General features: G+C 67.7%; 15 protein-coding genes and 1 tRNA gene. 9 read left to right on the top strand and 7 right to left on the bottom strand.

Annotated features, from left to right (window positions below):
• Window position 1 precedes the first annotated feature (1 nt).
• Complete coding sequence (locus tag G4D83_RS03135) at window positions 2-817, bottom strand: tetratricopeptide repeat protein (protein WP_141644800.1); 816 nt, start codon at window positions 815-817, stop codon at window positions 2-4.
• Between the two features lie 63 nt (window positions 818-880).
• Between G4D83_RS03135 and G4D83_RS03130 the strand changes: the two genes are divergently transcribed.
• A complete protein-coding gene (locus G4D83_RS03130) occupies window positions 881-2,101 on the top strand; it encodes a CapA family protein (RefSeq protein ID WP_163862573.1) in 1,221 nt (406 codons plus the stop codon).
• A gap of 8 nt (window positions 2,102-2,109) precedes the next feature.
• Here the strand turns inward: G4D83_RS03130 and G4D83_RS46745 are convergent, their stop codons facing one another.
• Entirely contained in the window at window positions 2,110-2,232 is a 123-nt protein-coding gene (locus G4D83_RS46745; RefSeq protein ID WP_013941470.1) for a hypothetical protein, read from the bottom strand.
• Window positions 2,233-2,393: 161 nt separating this feature from the next.
• On the opposite strand from G4D83_RS46745, the gene prfA reads away from it, so the two are divergent.
• The 4 genes from prfA (at window position 2,394) to G4D83_RS03110 (ending at window position 6,188) form a co-directional block, all read left to right on the top strand.
• Complete coding sequence (gene prfA, locus G4D83_RS03125) at window positions 2,394-3,485, top strand: peptide chain release factor 1 (protein ID WP_163862570.1); 1,092 nt, start codon at window positions 2,394-2,396, stop codon at window positions 3,483-3,485.
• Entirely contained in the window at window positions 3,482-4,363 is an 882-nt protein-coding gene (gene prmC, locus G4D83_RS03120) for a peptide chain release factor N(5)-glutamine methyltransferase (protein ID WP_163862567.1), read from the top strand. The genes prfA and prmC overlap by 4 nt, the downstream gene beginning before the upstream one ends.
• A gap of 14 nt (window positions 4,364-4,377) precedes the next feature.
• Window positions 4,378-5,649, top strand: coding sequence for a UDP-N-acetylglucosamine 1-carboxyvinyltransferase (gene murA / locus G4D83_RS03115; RefSeq protein WP_163862564.1), 1,272 nt, complete (start codon window positions 4,378-4,380; stop codon window positions 5,647-5,649).
• Window positions 5,650-5,798: 149 nt separating this feature from the next.
• Window positions 5,799-6,188, top strand: a complete 390-nt coding sequence (locus G4D83_RS03110) for a zf-TFIIB domain-containing protein (RefSeq protein WP_163862561.1) — start codon at window positions 5,799-5,801, stop codon at window positions 6,186-6,188.
• A gap of 26 nt (window positions 6,189-6,214) precedes the next feature.
• Here G4D83_RS03110 and G4D83_RS03105 read toward each other — a convergent pair whose 3' ends face one another.
• Window positions 6,215-7,051 carry an NADase-type glycan-binding domain-containing protein gene (locus G4D83_RS03105; protein ID WP_163862556.1) on the bottom strand — a complete coding sequence of 279 codons (837 nt, stop codon included), beginning with the start codon at window positions 7,049-7,051 and terminating at the stop codon, window positions 6,215-6,217.
• A gap of 177 nt (window positions 7,052-7,228) precedes the next feature.
• Here G4D83_RS03105 and G4D83_RS03100 point away from each other — a divergent pair, with 177 nt between their 5' ends.
• On the top strand, window positions 7,229-9,175 hold the full coding sequence (locus G4D83_RS03100) for an ABC transporter substrate-binding protein (RefSeq protein ID WP_163862800.1): 1,947 nt from the start codon (window positions 7,229-7,231) through the stop codon (window positions 9,173-9,175).
• A 123-nt stretch (window positions 9,176-9,298) separates the two neighbouring features.
• Here the strand turns inward: G4D83_RS03100 and G4D83_RS03095 are convergent, their stop codons facing one another.
• A complete protein-coding gene (locus tag G4D83_RS03095) occupies window positions 9,299-10,138 on the bottom strand; it encodes a serine protease (RefSeq protein WP_163862553.1) in 840 nt (279 codons plus the stop codon).
• A gap of 710 nt (window positions 10,139-10,848) precedes the next feature.
• On the opposite strand from G4D83_RS03095, the gene G4D83_RS03090 reads away from it, so the two are divergent.
• Window positions 10,849-12,237, top strand: coding sequence for a hypothetical protein (locus G4D83_RS03090; RefSeq protein ID WP_163862550.1), 1,389 nt, complete (start codon window positions 10,849-10,851; stop codon window positions 12,235-12,237).
• Window positions 12,238-12,425: 188 nt separating this feature from the next.
• Here the strand turns inward: G4D83_RS03090 and G4D83_RS03085 are convergent, their stop codons facing one another.
• Window positions 12,426-13,094: a hypothetical protein gene (locus tag G4D83_RS03085; RefSeq protein WP_163862547.1), complete on the bottom strand. Its 669-nt coding sequence runs from the start codon at window positions 13,092-13,094 to the stop codon at window positions 12,426-12,428.
• 74 nt (window positions 13,095-13,168) lie between these two features.
• Entirely contained in the window at window positions 13,169-13,765 is a 597-nt protein-coding gene (locus G4D83_RS03080; RefSeq protein WP_163862544.1) for a glutathione S-transferase family protein, read from the bottom strand.
• A gap of 123 nt (window positions 13,766-13,888) precedes the next feature.
• On the opposite strand from G4D83_RS03080, the gene G4D83_RS03075 reads away from it, so the two are divergent.
• A complete protein-coding gene (locus G4D83_RS03075) occupies window positions 13,889-14,770 on the top strand; it encodes a LysR family transcriptional regulator (protein WP_240356111.1) in 882 nt (293 codons plus the stop codon).
• A gap of 758 nt (window positions 14,771-15,528) precedes the next feature.
• Here G4D83_RS03075 and G4D83_RS03070 read toward each other — a convergent pair.
• Window positions 15,529-15,601: transfer RNA gene (locus tag G4D83_RS03070), tRNA-Gly, on the bottom strand.
• Window positions 15,602-16,251: 650 nt separating this feature from the next.
• On the opposite strand from G4D83_RS03070, the gene G4D83_RS03065 reads away from it, so the two are divergent.
• Complete coding sequence (locus tag G4D83_RS03065) at window positions 16,252-18,333, top strand: M36 family metallopeptidase (protein ID WP_163862541.1); 2,082 nt, start codon at window positions 16,252-16,254, stop codon at window positions 18,331-18,333.
• Window positions 18,334-18,380: the final 47 nt, after the last annotated feature.

The raw sequence follows: 18,380 nt of genomic DNA, 5'->3' as shown, positions 1-18,380 counted from the left end.
CTCAGAACAAGGCGTCGAAGTCGGCGTCGCCCTTGAGCGCGTCGAACATGGGGTCCGTGGACAGCCACCCCATCACCTTCTGACGGTCCGCCGTGAGCGCCGCCTTCAGGTACTGCACCGCGTCCTTCGGCCTGCCCCACAGGGCGTACAGCGCCGACAGGTTGTAGTTGAGCAGCAGGTCCTCCGCGTTCAGCGCGCGAGCCCGCTCGTACGCGCGCTCGGCCTCCGCATAGAAGCCCTTCTGCGCGTAGCAGATGCCCAGATCCAGCTGCGCCTCGAAGTTGTCCGGCTCCAGCCGCACCACGTCCTTCAACAACGTAATCGCCGAGCGGTAGTCGCCCTCGTCCATCATCAGCGCCGCCAGTTCGTGCCGGGGGAACGCGTCCTGGGGGTCCAGCTCGATGGCCGCCTGCAGCTCGCGCATCGCCTCTTCCACCCGGCCCTGGTCCGCGTACGTGAGGCCCAGGTTGAGGTGCGCGTCCGGGTACTCCGGATCCAACTCGATGGCCTCCTTGTACTCCTCCACCGCCATCTCCCCGGCGTGCGTGGAGAGGAAGCAGGCCAGGTTGTAGTGCGCCGTGGCGCTCTCCGGCTCCAGCTTCAGGGCGGTGAGGTACTCGGTGAGGGCCTCGCGGAAGAGCTTCTTCTCCGCGTAGACGGTGGCCAGGTTGTCGTGCGCGTGCGCCGAGCTCGGGTCCAGGTCGATGGCCTTCTTGAACTCCTTGATGGCCTCGTCCAGCCAACCCCGGTCCGCCAGCTCGATTCCACGAGTGTTGTGCTCGTCGGAGAGCGCGATGTTGTCCTTTTCCCGGGCCATGAGAGCGCCGGGCAATCTACGCGTCGCGCAATGAAGGGTGCAAGGTAGAGTTTCCCTCCGTCCATGCGCCACGCCGCCCTCCTGCTCCTCCTGTTCTCCGCCTGTCACCCCCGCCCCGCCCCCGTGCCGGAGGCTCCCACCCCCTCCACCGCCCCCTCGGTGGAGACCCGTTCTCCAGAGGACGCGGGCCCTCCCGCGAGCGCCGAAGCGACCGGCCCCCTGGACGCCGGGCCCCCCGCCCGCCCCATCACCCTCGTGGTGGGAGGGGACGTGACGCTGGGCCACAACCACCAGAAGTACTTCGACGACCAGGTGGCCAAGGGCCGCTCCCGAGAGGAGATGCTCGCCTACGGCTTCAAGGAGGTCCGGGCCCTGGGCGACGCGGCCGACCTCTTCGTCGTCAACCTGGAGTGCCCCTTCACCGAGGGCGGCGAGAAGCTGGCCAAGAACTTCAACTTCCGAGCCCGGCCGGAGCTGGTGGGCGCGCTCCTCTCGGGCGGCGTGGACGTGGTCAGCCTGGCCAACAACCACCTCATGGACTACGGGCCCCAGGGGCTGGTGGACACGCTGGTGACGCTGGAGGCCGCCCAAATCCCCTACTTCGGCGCGGGCAGGACGCTCGCCGAGGCGCGCCGCCCCGCCGTCATCACCGTGGGCGGAGTGAAGGTCGCCCTGCTGGGGTACTTCTTCCTGGGCGAGCGCAACATCGAGCCCCCGGAGGTCTACGCCACGGAGACGACGCCGGGGGTGGCCGGCCACTTCTCGGACGTGGACGTCATGGAGCGCATGCTGCGCGAGGACATCCTCGCCGCGAAGCACCAGGCGGACGTAGTACTGCCCTTCTTCCACTGGGGCCGCGAGGGCACCTACGTGCCGGAGCCCTACCAGGTGAGACTCGCCCACGCCGCCATCGACGCGGGGGCCGCCGGAGTGCTGGGCAGCCACCCCCACGTGCTCCAGGCGATGGAGCTGCACCGGGGGGCGCCCGTCGTCTACTCGCTGGGCAACTTCGTCTTCGGAGGAAACTGGAATCCGCGCGACAAGCGGGGCGCCCTGTGGAAGGGCCGCTTCGGTCCGGGGGGCTACCTCTCCAGCGAGGTGTTGCCGCTGCGCACGGACCGCTTCCCGGAACTCCCCTTCCAGCCCGTACCCGTCACCGGGGAGGCGGCCGAGGAGGTGCTGCGCCTGTTGGCCAACAGCTCCTCCGGGGTGGAGCGGATGCTCCCCGAGCTGGAACCGTGGGCAAGGCCGTCTCCCTCCCCCGCGACAGGCGGGAGGGAGTAACCGGAGCGTCAGACCTTGTTGTTGGACTGGCCCTTCTTGGCGCGGCTGCGGCGGCGCTTCAGCTGGGCCTTACGGCCCTTGGCACGGTTGGCGACCTTCTTCTTGGAACGATTTCCCTTCTGGGCGGGCATGTGGAAGGACTCCGTGTGGTGATGTGAGACCGACCGCCAAGTGGATCCGGCGGTGAGGGCGGCCCTTCTTTCATGCTACCGCCCGAGCGGCCAAGGAATTTCTTGACTCCGTCCTCCCTTGCCAGCAGCCGGACAAAGGGGCAATACCCCCTGGAACGACGATGATTGACAAACTTGAAGACGTCGAGCGCCGGTTCGAACGCCTCACCGCGGACCTGTCGAACCCCGACGTCCTCGCCGATTCGGCGAGGCTCCAGAAGGTCTCCAAGGAGCGTGCGGGCCTGGAGAAGCTGGTGGACACGTTCCGCACGTACCGCCAGGTGCTCGCCGACCTCAAGGAGGTGGAGGCGTGGCTCGACGCCGGCAGCGCCGACGAGAAGAGCTATGCCCGCGAGGCCCTCCCCGGACTGAAGGAGCAGCGCGACACCCTGGAGAGCTCGCTCAAGCTGCTCCTGCTGCCCAAGGACCCGAATGACGAGAAGAACGTCATCCTGGAAATCCGCGCGGGCGCCGGTGGCGACGAGGCGGCGCTGTTCGCGGAGGAGGTCATGCAGATGTACCTCCGGTACGCGGATCAGCGGGGCTGGAAGGCGGACATCATCGACATGAGCGCGGGCAACGCGGGCGGGGTGAAGGACGCCACCGTGACGCTGTCCGGCGACGCCGTCTTCAGCAACCTGAAGTACGAGTCCGGGGTGCACCGCGTCCAGCGCGTGCCCGCGACGGAGACCCAGGGCCGCATCCACACCTCCACCATCACCGTGGCCGTCATGCCGGAGGCGGAGGAAGTGGACGTGAAGCTCAACGAGGCGGACATCGACCGACAGGCGATGCGCTCCACGGGCGCGGGCGGTCAGAGCGTCAACACGACGGACTCCGCGGTGCGCCTCACCCACCGGCCCACGGGCATCGTGGTGAAGTGCCAGCAGGAGAAGAGCCAGTTGAAGAACTACAACATGGCCCTTCGCATGCTGCGCGCGAAGATCTACGAGATGGAGCAGGAGCGCATCCGCGCCGAGCGCGACTCCACGCGCCGCTCGCAGGTGGGCACCGGCGACCGCAGCGAGAAGATTCGCACCTACAACTTTCCGCAGGACCGGCTGACGGACCACCGCATCAGCCTGACGGTGCACAACCTGCCCGCCGTGATGATGGGCGACATCGAGGACATCATCACCGCCTGCCGCACCTACTACCAGGCGGAGGCGCTCAAGGCTCAGATGGGCGGCCCGAGGCCCCAGTCCGAAGCATGAGCAGCGAGCCCTGGACCATCCGCAAGGTCCTCACCTGGACGACGCAGCACTTCGAGAAGCGGCAGGTGGATGCGCCGCGACTCACGGCGGAAATCCTCCTGTCGCACGTGCTGAAGACGGGGCGCGTGCGGCTGTACGTGGACCTGGACCGCCCCCTGACCAAGGAGGAGCTGACCTCCTTCCGCGCGCTGATTGAGCGGCGCCTGGCGGGCGAGCCCACGCAGTACCTCACCGGAACGCGCGAGTTCTACAACCGCGCATTCAAGGTGGATGCCCGTGTGCTCATCCCCCGGCCGGAGACGGAGCTGCTCGTCGCGGCGGCCCTGAGCGTCCTGCCCAAGGACGCGCCCGCTCGCGTGCTCGATGTGTGCACCGGCTCCGGCTGCATCGCCATCAGCCTCGCGGCCGAGCGCCCCCAGCTCGCCGTGACGGCCACGGACCTGTCCCCGGACGCCTGCGCATTGGCGAGGGAGAACGCGGAGACGCTCAAGGTCTCTGACCGGGTGACGGTGCTCCAGGGAGACCTGTTCTCCCCCCTGCCCGCCGACGCGAGCTTCCACGTCGTCGTCTCCAACCCGCCCTACATCGCCTCGCACGAGATTCCCGGCCTGTCCGCGGAGGTGCGGCGCGAGCCCAAGCTGGCGCTCGACGGTGGGAACGACGGGCTGGTCGCCCTGCGACGGGTGGTGACGGAGGCGCGCAAGTGGTTGGAGCCTGGCGGCCTCCTTGCATTGGAGATGGGCGAGACGCAGGGCCCCGCTGTCCTGGAGCTGCTGCGCGCGGCCGGTTACGAGGACGCGCGCGTGGAGAAGGACCTGGAGCGGCGGGAGCGCATGGCATTTGGGACACAGCCCGCGGCCAGCGGGCCACAGGGCTGAGGGCCGGACACAGCATGGACAAGATTGTGATGAAGGGCGGCGCGGAGCTGCACGGCGAAGTCGTTGTCTCTGGCGCGAAGAACGCGGCGCTGCCCATCCTCGCCTCGGCGCTGCTGGCGGATGGCACCTCCACCTTCCGCAACGTGCCGGACCTGGCCGACGTGGCCACCATGCTCAAGGTGCTGCGCACCATGGGCTGCGACGCGGAGCGGCTCACCGCGCGCAAGAAGGACGTGTGCGAGGTGGGCGTCAACGGGGCCATCACCCCGGAGGCCCCGTACGATTTGGTCAAGACGATGCGCGCCAGCGTGCTGGTGCTGGGCCCGCTCGTCGCGCGCTTCGGCCGAGCGCGGGTGTCCATGCCCGGCGGGTGCGCCATCGGCGCGCGCCCCATCGACCAGCACCTCAAGGGCCTCAAGGCACTGGGCGCGGACATCCACCTGACGGAAGGCTACGTGGAGGCCCGGGCGAAGCAGCTCAAGGGCGGCACCGTCAACTTCGACGTCATCACCGTCACCGGCACGGAGAACGTGCTGATGGCGGCGGTGCTGGCCAAGGGCCGCACGGTGATGGAGAACTGCGCGCGCGAGCCCGAAATCGAGGAACTGGCCCGGGTGCTCAACAAGATGGGCGCCCGCATTGAAGGCGCCGGCACCTCCATCATCACCGTCGAGGGCGTGGAGGGCCTCACCCCCGTCGACCACGCCATCCTCCCGGACCGCATCGAGGCGGGCACCCTGCTGGTGGCCGCCGCCATCTCCGGCGGCAACGTGCTGGTGAAACACGCCGTCCCCGAACACCTGGACGCCGTCATCGACAAGCTGCGCGAGGCGGGGTGCACCCTCACCGCCGAGGCGGGCGGCCTGCGCTGCAAGGCCCCTCGCACCCTCCACTCGGTGAACATCACCACCACCGAACACCCTGGGTTTCCCACCGACATGCAGGCACAGCTCATGGCGCTCATGTGTGTGAGCCATGGGACATCCGTCATCAGCGAAAACATCTTCGAGAACCGCTTCATGCACGTCCCGGAGCTGCACCGTCTGGGTGCGGACATCACCGTCCAGGGGCATACGGCGGTGGTGAAGGGTGTGAAGACACTCAGCGGCGCGCCTGTCATGGCGACGGACCTGCGGGCGAGCGCTTCGCTCATCCTGGCGGGCCTGCGCGCCGAGGGGCGCACGGACGTCAGCCGCGTCTACCACCTGGACCGCGGCTACGAGCGGCTGGAGCGCAAGCTGCGCGCCCTGGGGGCGGACATCAAGCGTGTGACAGCGAAGGCCTGAGGGATTGGGGGCCACGGGGCCGGACGACCCCAGAAGGCGCGTTGCCAACAGAAGCAGCAACCTGGGTTGCATCCCAAATTTCGCACGACCTATCATTCTCCGAACCACTGGGGACGCGTGTCCCCCATTGAAGGAGATTGACCCGCGCCATGGATTGCCCCAGCTGCAACGTCGAGATGGTTGATCTCGAGGGGGATGACCAGACGTTGCGAAAGTGTGGAGATTGCGGCGGACTGTGGATTGACGTCGCGGACCTGAACCGGGTCCTCCTCCACAACAACCTCACCGGGCTGGAGAGCCAGGGCGGTAAGGTAGACGCAGAGGCGTTGACTGGCCACTGTCCCGAGTGCCACGTCGACCTGGTCCGCGTGAATGGCGGCGACCGCCAGCACCCGCTGACCTACGACACCTGTGAGTCCTGCGGCGGTATCTTCCTGGAATCGGAATTCCAGGACGCCACCGACGTGAAGATCGCCGTCGAGGAAATCATCGCGTTCTTCCGCCACTTCAGTGGCAAGAAGAAGGCAGCCTCCCTCTAGGCGGACGACCGGACAGTCGCTCCGGCTCAGGGTTGGCCGCGGAAAGCGCGGCCCCACTCCTCGGCCGCCGCGCCGTCGAGCTCCAGCGTGGCTCCAGCCGAGGTGGCCCCTTCCGGGGCGGCCTTCTGGAGGCGCACCGTCACCTTTCCGCGATGGGGCACCTCCAGCGTGAGTCGGGAACCGGACAGGGCATAACCGCCCGTCACGGTGCTCGGCTCGCCCTCCAGCGGCTCGTGGGTGAAGCGGTACGTCCCGTCGACGAAGATGGACAGGAAGCGCTCCGGGGCGCCGTCCATGCCGCTGAACCACGTCCCCAGCAGGGGCGCCAGGCGCGCGTCGTAGCGCAGGCGGGGCGCGAGCCACGTGCCGTTGAGCGCCTTGCCTCCCGAGTAGAAAATCAAGTCGGTGACGCAGACCGGGGCGCCCTCTTCGGCGCCGGGGAAGCGCTCGGCCACCTCCAGCGTGAAGCGATTGCCCGTGAGGGAGGGGCTGATGGGGACCGCCTGGAGGCCGCGCTTGTCCTCCACCTTGAGGCTCTTGGCGGAGTCCACGCTGGTGAGGGTGAGCTTCTTCGCGCGGGCGTGGGCCTTGTACGCGGCCTTGTCCGTCCCATCTCCCGTGTAGACGCGCACCTCGTCGATGGTGACGACGTCCTTGAAGCCGATGGTGACGGGGGCCGGGGTGGCACCGGTGGCGCACCACGCGGTGGTGTCGCGGCCGTCGAGCAGGTGGAGGGGCGAGTAACGCTCGGGCTGACGCTCGCGCTCCAGATAGTCGGAGGCCTGGGCGTACCCCGGCGGGGCGTTGGACGCGGCGGGAGCGGCGGTGGAGAGCAGCAGCAAGGCGAGGGGGAGGCGGCTCATGGCCCCATCTTGGATCGCTCCACGCGGATGGCTCCAGTCCCTGGCCAGGAACGCCGTGCCGAGGGGGGCCAGGGGCCCGCTTTGCGACACGGATGAAAGCACGGGCCCGGGTGTTGGGGTGCTTGACACCTGGACGCCGCGAGGAAGTGATGCGGCCCGATGCGGAGAGAAAACGTGATGCGACGCTGGGGGTGGGTCTGTGTGCTGGCCGCGACGCTGGTCGCCTGCAAGGACGACAAGCCGAGCGAGGTGCCCGACGCGGGGCCCGTGGAGACGGGGCCTTCGGCCCTCACGGAGCAGGAGCCCAACGAGCGGCCCGAGCAGGCCCTGGCGCTGACTCGGGACAGCGTGGTGACGGCGGACCTGGCGGCCCAACCGAACAAGGCGGACGAGGACTGGTATCGGCTCGCGCCCCCCGCCCCCCGCGTGGCGGACGTCACCGTGTCCGGGTTGCCCGGCGGAGACATCACCCTGGAGGTCTATGACCGGGACCGCAACCGGCTGGCCTCCATCAACAGCGAGGGCGATGGCAAGCCGGAGCGCTTCCCCAACCTCTACGTGGAGGGTGAGCGCTGGCTGCGCGTGGCCCCCGCGCGCAAGGGCGTGGGTGGGGCCTACACCCTCACCGTGAAGATGCGCGCCGCGAACGACGGCGAGGAGCACGAGCCCAACGACAGGGCGGTGGACGCCATTGCCCTCCCCCTGGGTCAGACGGTGACGGCGTTCCTGGGCCACGCGGGCGACGAGGACTGGTACCGGGTGGAGCTGCCGGAGACCGCCGCGCCCACGAGCGCGCCCGCGGCGAACGACGCGGACTCGGGGGCCGGGGGCACGGCGCCCCAAGGCGCCTCGTCTCCGGGTGAAGCGCCCGCGGAGGGAGCGACGACGCCTCCTCCGAGCCCCGTGCCTGGAGCGGCCACGGGGACGCCCGAGGAGGGCGAGGCCCCGCTGGAAGCGCCCCCCTCCCCCACGGGCACGTTCGGTGGGGGTGAGCCTCCCGCCGCGCCGGCTCCGGAGACGGGCGTGGCGCAGGTGACGGACGCGGGAGTGGCGGCGCCTCCGCCCGAGCCTCCCTCGGTGGCGCTGAAGATCGACCTGTCGGCGGTGGAGAGCGTGCGTCCGGAAATCTCGGTGCTGTCGGCGGCCGAGGCGCCCCTGTTCTCGCTGCGTGGCAAGGAGGGCGAGGCCCTGTCGCTGCGCAACATCGGGGTGCGTGCGACGGACCGGGTCGTCTACGTGGTGGTGAAGGGCGGCTGGACGGGGGCGGGCAAGGAAGCGCGCCGCACGTTCAACCCGGGCACGCCGTACACGCTCACCGTGACGCAGGAGGAGGCTGGGGCGAACGCGGAGCTGGAGCCCAATGACGAACTCTACAAGGCCACGCCGCTGACGGCCGGTGGGTACCGCGAGGGGTTCCTGGCGCCCAAGGGCGACGTGGACCACTTCGTGCTGCGCACGACGGAGCCGGTGCTGGCGAAGGTGGAGCTGACCGGCGTGGAGCGCCTGGACCTGGTGTTGTCCATGGTGGAGCCGCCGCAGGGTGACGGGCAGCAGGAGACGGTGCTCCTGCGAGCCAATGACGGCGCGCTGAAGGAGCCCGAGCGCCTCAACAACGTCGCGTGCACCGGCGCCTGCTACTTCCGCGTGGAGGGCGCGTCGCGCAAGGTGGAGGGCAAGTGGGTGAAGGACTTCGAGAACTCGGAGCAGCCCTACCGCATCAGCGTCACCACGGTGCCGGACAACGGTGGCGAGGAGCGAGAGCCGAACAACACGGTGGAGCGCGCGCAGGAGCTGACGTTGGGCAAGGCGGTGCGCGGCACGGTGTTCCCGGTGAAGGACACGGACTACTACCGGGTGGACCTGTCGGACCGGCCGGTGCGCACGCCGCTCAGGGCGACGCTGCTGGGCATCCTGAAGGTCGACGTGGGCCTGTACCTGCACCGCGTGCAGCCGGACGGGAAGCTGTCGCTGGTGCAGACGGCGGACCGCGCCAAGGGAGACCAGCCGGAAAGCATCCGGTTCAGCGCGGAGCCCGGCGTCTACATCTTCGAGGTGCGTGACGCGAAGAACCGCGAGGCCAACTTCCAGGACTCGTACCAGCTCACCGTCGAAGAGGGCGAGTAGTCGAGGAGCGCGGAGCCCTGGCGACGGACGGGATTCGAACCTTCGACCCCAAGCTTGGAAAGCTTGGGGTCTCCCGGTCGACGGAATCCAAGGAGTCCACTTGGTGACGCGGCCAGGGGCCCGTTACCCGGTGAAGGAGCGAATCCAGGGCACGTACGTGAGCACGTCGGTGAAGACCGTGTACGAGTCGCAGGAGTAGCCACGGCCCCAGCTCACGATGCCGCGCAGCACGCCGCCGGCGGCCAGCGGGCCCCCGCTGTCACCGTGGCAGCCCCCCTCGATGCCGTTGGCGTAGCCCACACAGAGCTCGAAGTTGGGGTAGAGATTGCGCAGCAGGTAGCCGTCGCAGGCGGAGACGGGGTTGTTGGGCAGGTTTGCGTACTTCAGGCTGTTGGACTGGCCGCTGCCCGCGAACGTATTCCCCCAACCGCTCGCGGTGAGGTAGGTCAGCGGCGCCGTGTCAGTCGGCAGCGCGAGCGGCAGCACCGCGTAGTTGAACGCCAACGGTGAGGACAGCAGGATGACCGCCACGTCGTGCACCGGCGCGTTGCCCGCGTAACCGAATGCCGGGTGGTACGCGTAGTTGACGATGGTCCGCGCCTGCTCGGTGGACTCGTAGGTGTTGATGATGTTGTCGCCCGCGACAACCACAATCGACTGGGGGCTCACGCCGACGACGCAGTGGGCCGCGGTGACAATCCAGTTCGCGTTGACGATGGTCCCACCGCAATAGTGACCGCCATTGACCAGCAGGCGGACCTGGTACGGGAACTGGTTCTGGTAGGCATAGGCGCCACCGATGATCTCCTGCTCCGCCTCACCCACGGCCGCGTTGGCCTCGGGAGCAGGAGTGACTTCGGCCGGAGGCGGAGTCTGCTGGGGGTCCTGCTGGGGCTCCACGGGCACGCCACAGCCGACGAGTCCCGCCGCGATGAACCCCGCGAACAACATCTGCCGCTTCATGGTGTCTCCATTTCGGGCCATGGGCCCAGGAATGCCACGGAGGACAAGGCACACACTCACGTCGTGGCACCGCCCCGAGATGCACAAGCGGAACCGCCCTCCGCGGCGCGAGGTCTGTAAGGCAAGCCTGCCTTTGAGTGCAAGCTCTTGCAGGGGCGCGGGATTTTCCCCATGAGGGCGTCTGGATTCACACGCGATTGATTTGCCTTTTCCGCGAAACCAAGACGCGACATGTCGTCCAGCAAACCATTGCATGACTCCAGACGAAAATCGCATCCTGCGGCGCCTGATGGACGGCCGCGCGGTGTTGAGGCACAAGACAGCCAGCGGGCGCATTCCCGTCGGGTGCCCTCCGCCCGTCAGTCGGAATGGCCGCACGCGCCTCGGACAGCGTCGGCCAACTCACCCACGGGCGGCAGCAACCCATCCATAGCGTTGGCTGAGTCAGCAGGACGTTCGACTTCGACGTGCTCGCCTGCGTGAGGTGTGGAGGCAGGCAGCGGGTCTTGCCTTACGTGAAGGGGCCACCGGAGTGCGGGCGATTCTGGAGCACCTGGGCTTGCCCACGGCATGTGCGAGGTCGGCCCCGGAACGAGGTCCGTCCTCCGAAGGCATGTACCCCGGTGTCGTCACACGGCTGAGACATGCCGCGTCACGCTTGCGTCAGGCGCATGTGCTATCCCCCGGAATTCTTCACCTGGAGGAAACGCATGAATTTCCGCAATTTCGCGCTCGCTTTAGCGCTGTCTCTCGGAGTCACGGCCTGTGGCAGCACGGCCCCCGACGAGTCGCCAGTCGTCCCTGTCGAGGAGACGGGTGTCTCCACCGCCGCGGCGACGGCCACCCGCATCTACGCGTACGAGCCCACCGGCACGCACGAACTCAGCTTCGAGACGCTGGGCACCTTCGAAACGCGCAACAACCGCCGCGTGCTCGTGATTCGAGGCACCACCAACCGCTACATCAGCGATGTCTTCAGCTTCGTGCCGGATGACGCCTTTGGCACGGCGAGCGTCATCAGCGAGCGGCGCTTCGAGGTGGTGCTGGAGGAGGGCCACGAGCTGAACACGATGCTCTCCGGCCTGCCGCTGCTGGTCTCCATCGACACCTTCACGGGCTCGCCGACGCGGTACTACGCGCAGATCATCCTCGCGCCCCGCTTCTTCGACTTCCGGGGGCCGAACTCCATCTCCGTCTTCGAGAACGTCGACCCGGTCTACGTGCGCAACACGGCCGGCACCGAGGCCCTGATGTACCGCGGCCGGGTGGACTCGGCGGCCACGTCGCTCACCGTCACCGCGCCGGACGGCGTGCCGACGGTCTCCCGCGTGGACGCGGACACCTTCAACCTGGACTGGCGCTACCCGGCCGTGCACCAGGCCGTGGACCCGCACACCATTCCCCTCACCTTCACCGCCGCGCTGTACACCGGCGCCGTGGTGGACGAGACGGCGCGCCTCGTGGTGCGAGTCACCGGGCTGGCCATCAGCACCAACGACGACCCGTACAACACGTGGCCGTCCCCCGCCTGCCAGCCGTCCGTCTACAACTGCTACCACTCGAAGCCCGCGGGCACGCTGGACTTCAGCTCGTGCGGTACCTACCGCCAGGTGCAGCGCTGCACGTACGCGAGCGCCTGCGAGGTGCTCCCCGGCCAGCCGCTGTCGCTCACCGAAATCGGCTTCCCGCCCCCGGCGCTCGCGCTCCAGGCGCCCGACTCCGACGCCTTGGCCACGACGTGGTACGGGTGGGTCGGCATCGACGCGTACAGCACCCCGGAGTGCCCGGCCACGCCGGTGACCATCCAGGCGGTGGTGGACCACCTCCACGAGACGACGCAGGTAGTGCCGCCGTTCGATTGGGGCGAGGCCACCGACCGCGCCGGCCTGGTGGTGGACAACTACTTCTTCGACGCGAGCAGCTCCCCGCTGCTGGCCGCCATCGACACGTTCGCGGGCGGTGGCCCCATCCAGGCGTGGTTCGCCTGGGAGGAACTCCCCTGCAACAACTGCCACAGTTACGCCGAGTACGGCGTCCTGTACTACCCGAACAGCGGCAAGGTCATCTCACTGAAGAGCTACCACGGCTACGACTGGTGATGAGCTCCCGCCCGGGCCGCCTCCAGTGGCCCGGGCAGGCCTCCTCCAGGGAGCCGCAGCGGCCTGCCTTTCCGCGCGAAGGCCCACCTGGAGGACGTCCGGTGAAGTCGCATCGTTTTCGTCCGCTGTGGGCTGTGAGGGAGGTGAGCCCGACGGTTCGTCACTCTTCCCACGCCCAAACGCATCCGTCAGTCGGTATCGCCGCGCGCGCCCCGGACAGCATCAGCCAGTTCACGTACGGGCGTCAGCAATCCATACATCTCGATGGGGGTGCGCGGGACGGCAATCACCTCCACCGTCAGGACGCCGTTGTCGATGGCGAAGGTCTCGAAGACGCGGGCCAGGTCCAGCAGGGGCCGCCGCATTCCCGCGCCGAGGAGGAAGGCGCGGGCCTTGGGAGTGACGTTCCTCAGGTCCAACGCGTTATCAAGGCTGGCATCTCCAATATCCTCGTCTTTCACGCCGAACAGTCTGAGGAACGTGTCGCCCAGCGTCTCGGGCCGGATGGTCACCTCGCGCGGAAAGCCATCACCCAGCCCGTGCCGGATGATGGTGACGATGTGGAAATGCCTGCCGAAGCCCCGGTGCTCGGTCTCCACGGTGATCGTCCGCCCGGCGTGGCGGCCCTTCATCTCCATCGTCCCCGCGGAGTACATGAACCCGGGCTTCGCGACGAAGGACCAGCCGCGAGTGTTCGCGAAGTCCTGCCAGGTCTTGAGTTGCTGCTTCCAGCGCTGCCAGCGGACGTAGCCGATGAGGCTCGCGACCCCAAGGCCGACGCCGAAGACGCTGGAAAAGATGCCCATGTGTATCCCGCTCATTCCCGTGAGCATCCCTGTTCTGCCCGTATCCGCCAACCCCTCCACACGCGCATCCCCCCGGACGGGACGCCGCGGGGCGACCCTCGATTCGAACGGAGAGCCCTGGGCTGTCATCCCGCGACGGCGCGCCTGATGGCGGGGCGCCGGGTCTGGCACACGACGTAGTCGACGAGCCGCGAATGTCTCTCAAGGAGCTTCATCGTGTTCGCCAGGTGAAGAATCGACGCCAGGACCAGGTCGGCGGCGGTGAAGGAGGCCCCGGCCACGAATTCCCTGCCGTCGAGCCGGGTGTCGATGACGGTGAGCACTTCATCAAGCCGGGCGAGCTGCTTCGAGAGGTCGGCCTGGTGTTCGTCGGGCAGTTGGGCGTTCCGGTACTGCTCCAGCACCAGGGGTTCGAGCGTCACCTCGGCGAACAGCAGCCATTGAAGGTAGGGACCGCGCTCGCTCGACGCCGGGGGTGGTGCCAGACGCTTCTCTGGAAATCGGTCGGCCAGGTAGAGGCAGATCGCCGGTGATTCGAACAAGGTGACGTCTCCATCCACCAGGACAGGGACCTCTCCGAATGGGTGCAACGCCAGATGGGCCGGTGTCCGGTTCTCCTGCTTCGACAGGTCGAGTTTGACGAGCTCGTAGGGGACTTCGAGCTCCTCGAGCAGCCATCGGGGACGCGTCGCCCGGGTCCGGGGCGCGAAGTAGAGCTTCATGTGAGCACTCCTGCGACGGGGTCATCGGGTGCCACCATGCGGTCCGGGCGACTGTTGGACAATGCGCTCGCATGCTGACTCTTTGTCAGGCTAGCCTTGACGATGATGATTTCACCGGCCGACATGGTTCTCTTCGCGGCAGTGGTTCGCGAAGGCAGCTTCAGCGGAGCCGCGCGGCAGCTCGGCATCACGAAGCAGACCACCAGTGAGCGAATCGGGAAGCTGGAGAAACAGCTCGGGGTGCGACTCCTGGAGCGGACCACTCGGCGGCTGCGCGTCACGGGTTCGGGCGCGGTGTACTTCGAGCGCTGTTCCGCCATCGCCGCGCAGATCGACGAGGCCAACAAAGAGGTACAGCAACAGCAGGTGGAGCCGGTCGGTCTGTTGCGGGTGTCCTCGCCGGTGCTCTACGGCCGCCGCTACCTGGCTCCGGTGGTCTCGAAGTTCCTCGGACGCTATCCCAAGGCACGGATTGAAGTGGTGCTGGCGGATCGCCGCGTCAACCTCATCGAGGAGGGACTGGACCTCGCGATTCACATCGGACCACTCGACGACGCATCGCTCGTCTCGCGCAAGCTCGGAGAGGCGCCTGTCTACTGCGTCGCGAGCCCTGGGTATCTGTCGAAGCATGGAGTGCCGCGCGCCCAGGACCTCGCCTCCGCCCGATGCGTCGGCTTCAGCGCGTTCGAGACCTGGCAGGTCATGGGGGTGAAGTCGCGGATCGACCCGGTGCTGATTGTGAATGACCTGGAGGTCGCGTGTGAGGCGGCCCTGGCTGGAGTCGGAATCGCGCGCGTTCCGGCGATCCTCTGCCGAGATGCCGTGCGTGAGGGTCGACTGAAGGTCGTCTTCGGTCCCAAGCCAGCGATGGTGAGAAGCGTCTACGCCCTCTACCCGAGTCGGCTGAACCTCCCCGCGAGGGTCCGGCTCTTCGTGGATGCGATGGCGACCCTGGTCGAACCCATGTTGCCTCTGCACGGACCTTCGCGGCGAAAGCGCTCGTGATGGGGCGCGTCGAGTCGTCAGTGGGCGATCCATTCGCCTGCATAGATGAGCCCCCAGTCATGGGATGTACCGGACCTGGAGAAGGCTCATGGATACACGTCACCGGCATCGGAAGAGGCCAGCGCCGAGAATATTCCGGGCACGCCGCTGAATCATCCGATGCACCTCACGACAGGCGCGGCGCAATCCCCCTCGCATCGAAATGACAAGCAAGCCCGTGTAGAATGACAAGGCTGTCCATTCCATACCGGGAGTACACACATGAAGCCGTCTGGAATCATGTCGGCGTTGTTCGTCGGTCTTTCACTCATCGGGTGTGGTGGAGCGGAGTTGGAGCCCACTCCCGTCATGCCGCCCGAGGAGGTGGCTACACATTCCCAGTTCGCGACCTGCATCGCGATCTGTAACGGCAATGCCCCCTCCGTGTCCTGCTCCGGCGCCACATGCTCCTCCACGAATGGCCAGGGCGTGACGTGTGATGGAGTGTTTACTGCCTGCGCTCCACCCTCCTGCTCGGGCCTCCCCGCATGCGGCGACTACGGGAACCAGCCCTGCTTGCGGAGGCAGGTGGGGACGACGATGGCGTGCTGCACAGCGTCCGGGCAAGACGCGCTGATATGTGGGCTCAGCTCCAACTCGCCCACGGGAGCCCGGTGGCTCTACTTCTGAGCGAGCCAAGCTGAAGAGCGGCCCGAGGCCCGGAAACACGAAGGCCGGTAGTCCCGAGTTTCCTCAAGAACTACCGGCCTTTACGAGTGAGCGGCGGAAGGGATTCGAACCCTCGACCCCGAGCTTGGGAAGCTCGTGCTCTACCAACTGAGCTACCACCGCGAACCAACGAGGCCGGATGTACCGCAGGCCCCAGCGAGCGTCAAGGACGTTGCCAGCGCCCTGCCCTCTGACGTGTCGCGGGCAACACCCTCCGCCCGGCCATGGGGACTCCGCGCCTCACGTGCCCCGTGGCGCGCCCCTCCCGCGGTACCGCGGACCCGCACACGCGGCGTGACCTCGCCGCCGCCGCCCGGAGGCTCGGACAGCGAGGAAGTCACCTCGCGAATCGCTCAACGCAATTCAGATACACATGTCCTCGGGAAACCCAGACGGCTCAGCCCCGGCACAGTCCACGTCGCATCCCTGAACGCAGGTACCGACAAACTGAGAAGTTCGGCTCCGGCTGTCCATACCAGACAGGGTCATCCCGCACCCTTGAATCTGACACAGCAGGCCACGGCTCCGAGCCGGACACCCGGTTGGTAGGAATCACCCAGACGCACCAGGCCAAAAACAGCTCACATCCAGCCCCCTCCGAGAGGTCGTCCCGCACCCGCGCGTCAAATACTGGGAGCCCCCACCACAACTACAATTAAACCAAATTTTTCATATATTTCGGATCATTTGCATTAAACTAGGAATACGTGTTTCCTCGCACGCCCAGTACCGCCCCGCACAGGGGCGGCTGACCCGCAGCGCAGGAGCACGACATGTCCGTAGGTGCATACCGAAGGCGACTGTTCCAGGCGGTGGTTTTCACGGCGACCCTCTCCGGGTCCACGGCGCTCGCAGTGGCGCCGGAGTCCGGCGGCGAGCGGCATTTCGATGCCCGTACCGCCTACAACGCGCAGGCGCGCTTCGGCTTCTCGACGGTGCAGAAGGCGCACGTCGCGGCGCTGCGCCAGGCCATCCCCGACCTGCTGGTGGAAGTGGACGAGTCGAGCGGCCTCGTCCGTTCGCTCACCAACCCCGTGGGCGCGCTCTCCGGTCCGAGCAGCGGTGACCCGATGGCCATCGCCCTGGACTTCGTCCAGAAGCACCACGAGGCGCTCGGCCTGGGTCTCAATGACCTGGCGAACCTCGAAGTCACCGACCGCGTCTTCTCCGACGTGAGCGGCGCCACGCACCTGTACCTGCGGCAGACGTTCAAGGGCCTGCCCGTGTACAACGCGCAGTTGCAGATCAACGTGGGCAAGGATGGCAGCGTCCTGGGCGTCCACAGCGACTTCCTGCCCTCCATCGAGTCCTCCATCTCCGGCGTGGAGCCGCGCCTGAGCGCTGGCGAGGCCGTCGCGGGCCTGGCCCGGCACCTGGGCGTGAGCCTGCCGAGCGCCCCGCGCTCCCTGAAGGCGGAGTCCGGAGTGAAGCGCCGCACGGGCGTGGAAGTGGATGGCCTGTCGCGCGAGCCCATCGTCGCGGAGCTGGCCGTGCTGCCCATGCGCCGGGGCGAGGCGCGCCTGGTGTGGCACTTCCAGGTCCACACCCTGGACTCGCAGCACGACTACGACGTGACGGTGGACGCCAGCTCCGGCGAGGTGTTGACGCGCCTTGACTGGGTGGCCGCGGATTCCTACCAGGTCTATCCGGTGCCGGTGGAGAGCCCCAATCACACCACGCCCCTTCCCCCCGCGGACGGCCGCACGACGGTGGCCAACCCCGCCAACGCCACGGCTTCACCCTACGGCTGGCACGACACCAACGGAGTCGCCGGCGCGGAGTACACGATTCCGCGCGGCAACAACGTGCACGCGTACGAGGACCGCGACGCCAACAACGCCCCGCCCACCACCGGCCAGCCGGACTGCGGCGCGGCGATCAACTGCGTCTTCCCCATCAACCTCTCCTCCGCTCCGTCCGCGTACATCCCCGCGGCCGTCACCAACCTGTTCTACTGGAACAACATCATCCACGACGTCCAGTACCAGTACGGCTTCAACGAAGTGGCCGGCAACTTCCAGCAGAACAACTACGGCCGCGGCGGCGCGGGCAACGACTACGTGCAGGCCGAAGCGCAGGACGGCAGCGGCACCAACAACGCCAACTTCTCCACGCCCGCGGACGGCAGCCGCCCGCGCATGCAGATGTACATCTGGACGGCGCCGACGCCGGACAAGGACGGCGACCTGGACAGCGGCATCATCGTCCACGAGTTCGGCCATGGCATCTCCAACCGCCTCGTCGGTGGCCCCAGCAACGTGTCGTGCCTCGGCAACCGGCAGCAGCCGGGCGAGGGCATCAGCGACTTCCTCTCGCTGTTCTACACGGCGCGCGTCGGTGACACGGCCAACAAGATTCGCGGCGTGGGCACCTACGCCCTGAACCAGGCCACCACCGGCAACGGCATCCGCACCCAGCCGTACACCCTGGACTCGACGCGCAACACCTGGACGTACGCGAGCATCAACGGCATGGCCGTTCCGCACGGCGTGGGCTCCGTGTTCACCCAGGCGATGTGGGAGGCCTACTGGGCCCTCGTCACGCAGTGGGGCTTCGACTCGAACCTCTACAACGCCAATGGCAACGCCGGTAACCAGCGCATGATGCTGTACTTCACCGAGGGCCTGAAGCGCACCGCTTGCAGCCCGACGTTCACCCAGGTGCGTGACGGCATCATCAGCGCCGCCACCACCCTGCACAACGGCGAGGACGTCTGCCGTCTGTGGAAGGCGTTCGCCGCCTTCGGCCTGGGCACCAACGCCGTCTCCGGCGGCTCGACCAGCACCACGCCGACCAACGGCTTCGCGCTGCCCACCACCTGCCCCGCGACGTTCGACGGCGAGACGCGCCTGTAATTCCTGACACACCGACGCACCGGACCGGGGGCCTCTCTCACGAGGGG

The sequence above is a fragment of the Myxococcus eversor genome (assembly GCF_010894455.1).
GTDB lineage: Bacteria > Myxococcota > Myxococcia > Myxococcales > Myxococcaceae > Myxococcus > Myxococcus eversor.
This window is presented reverse-complemented; position numbering and strand designations above follow the sequence as displayed.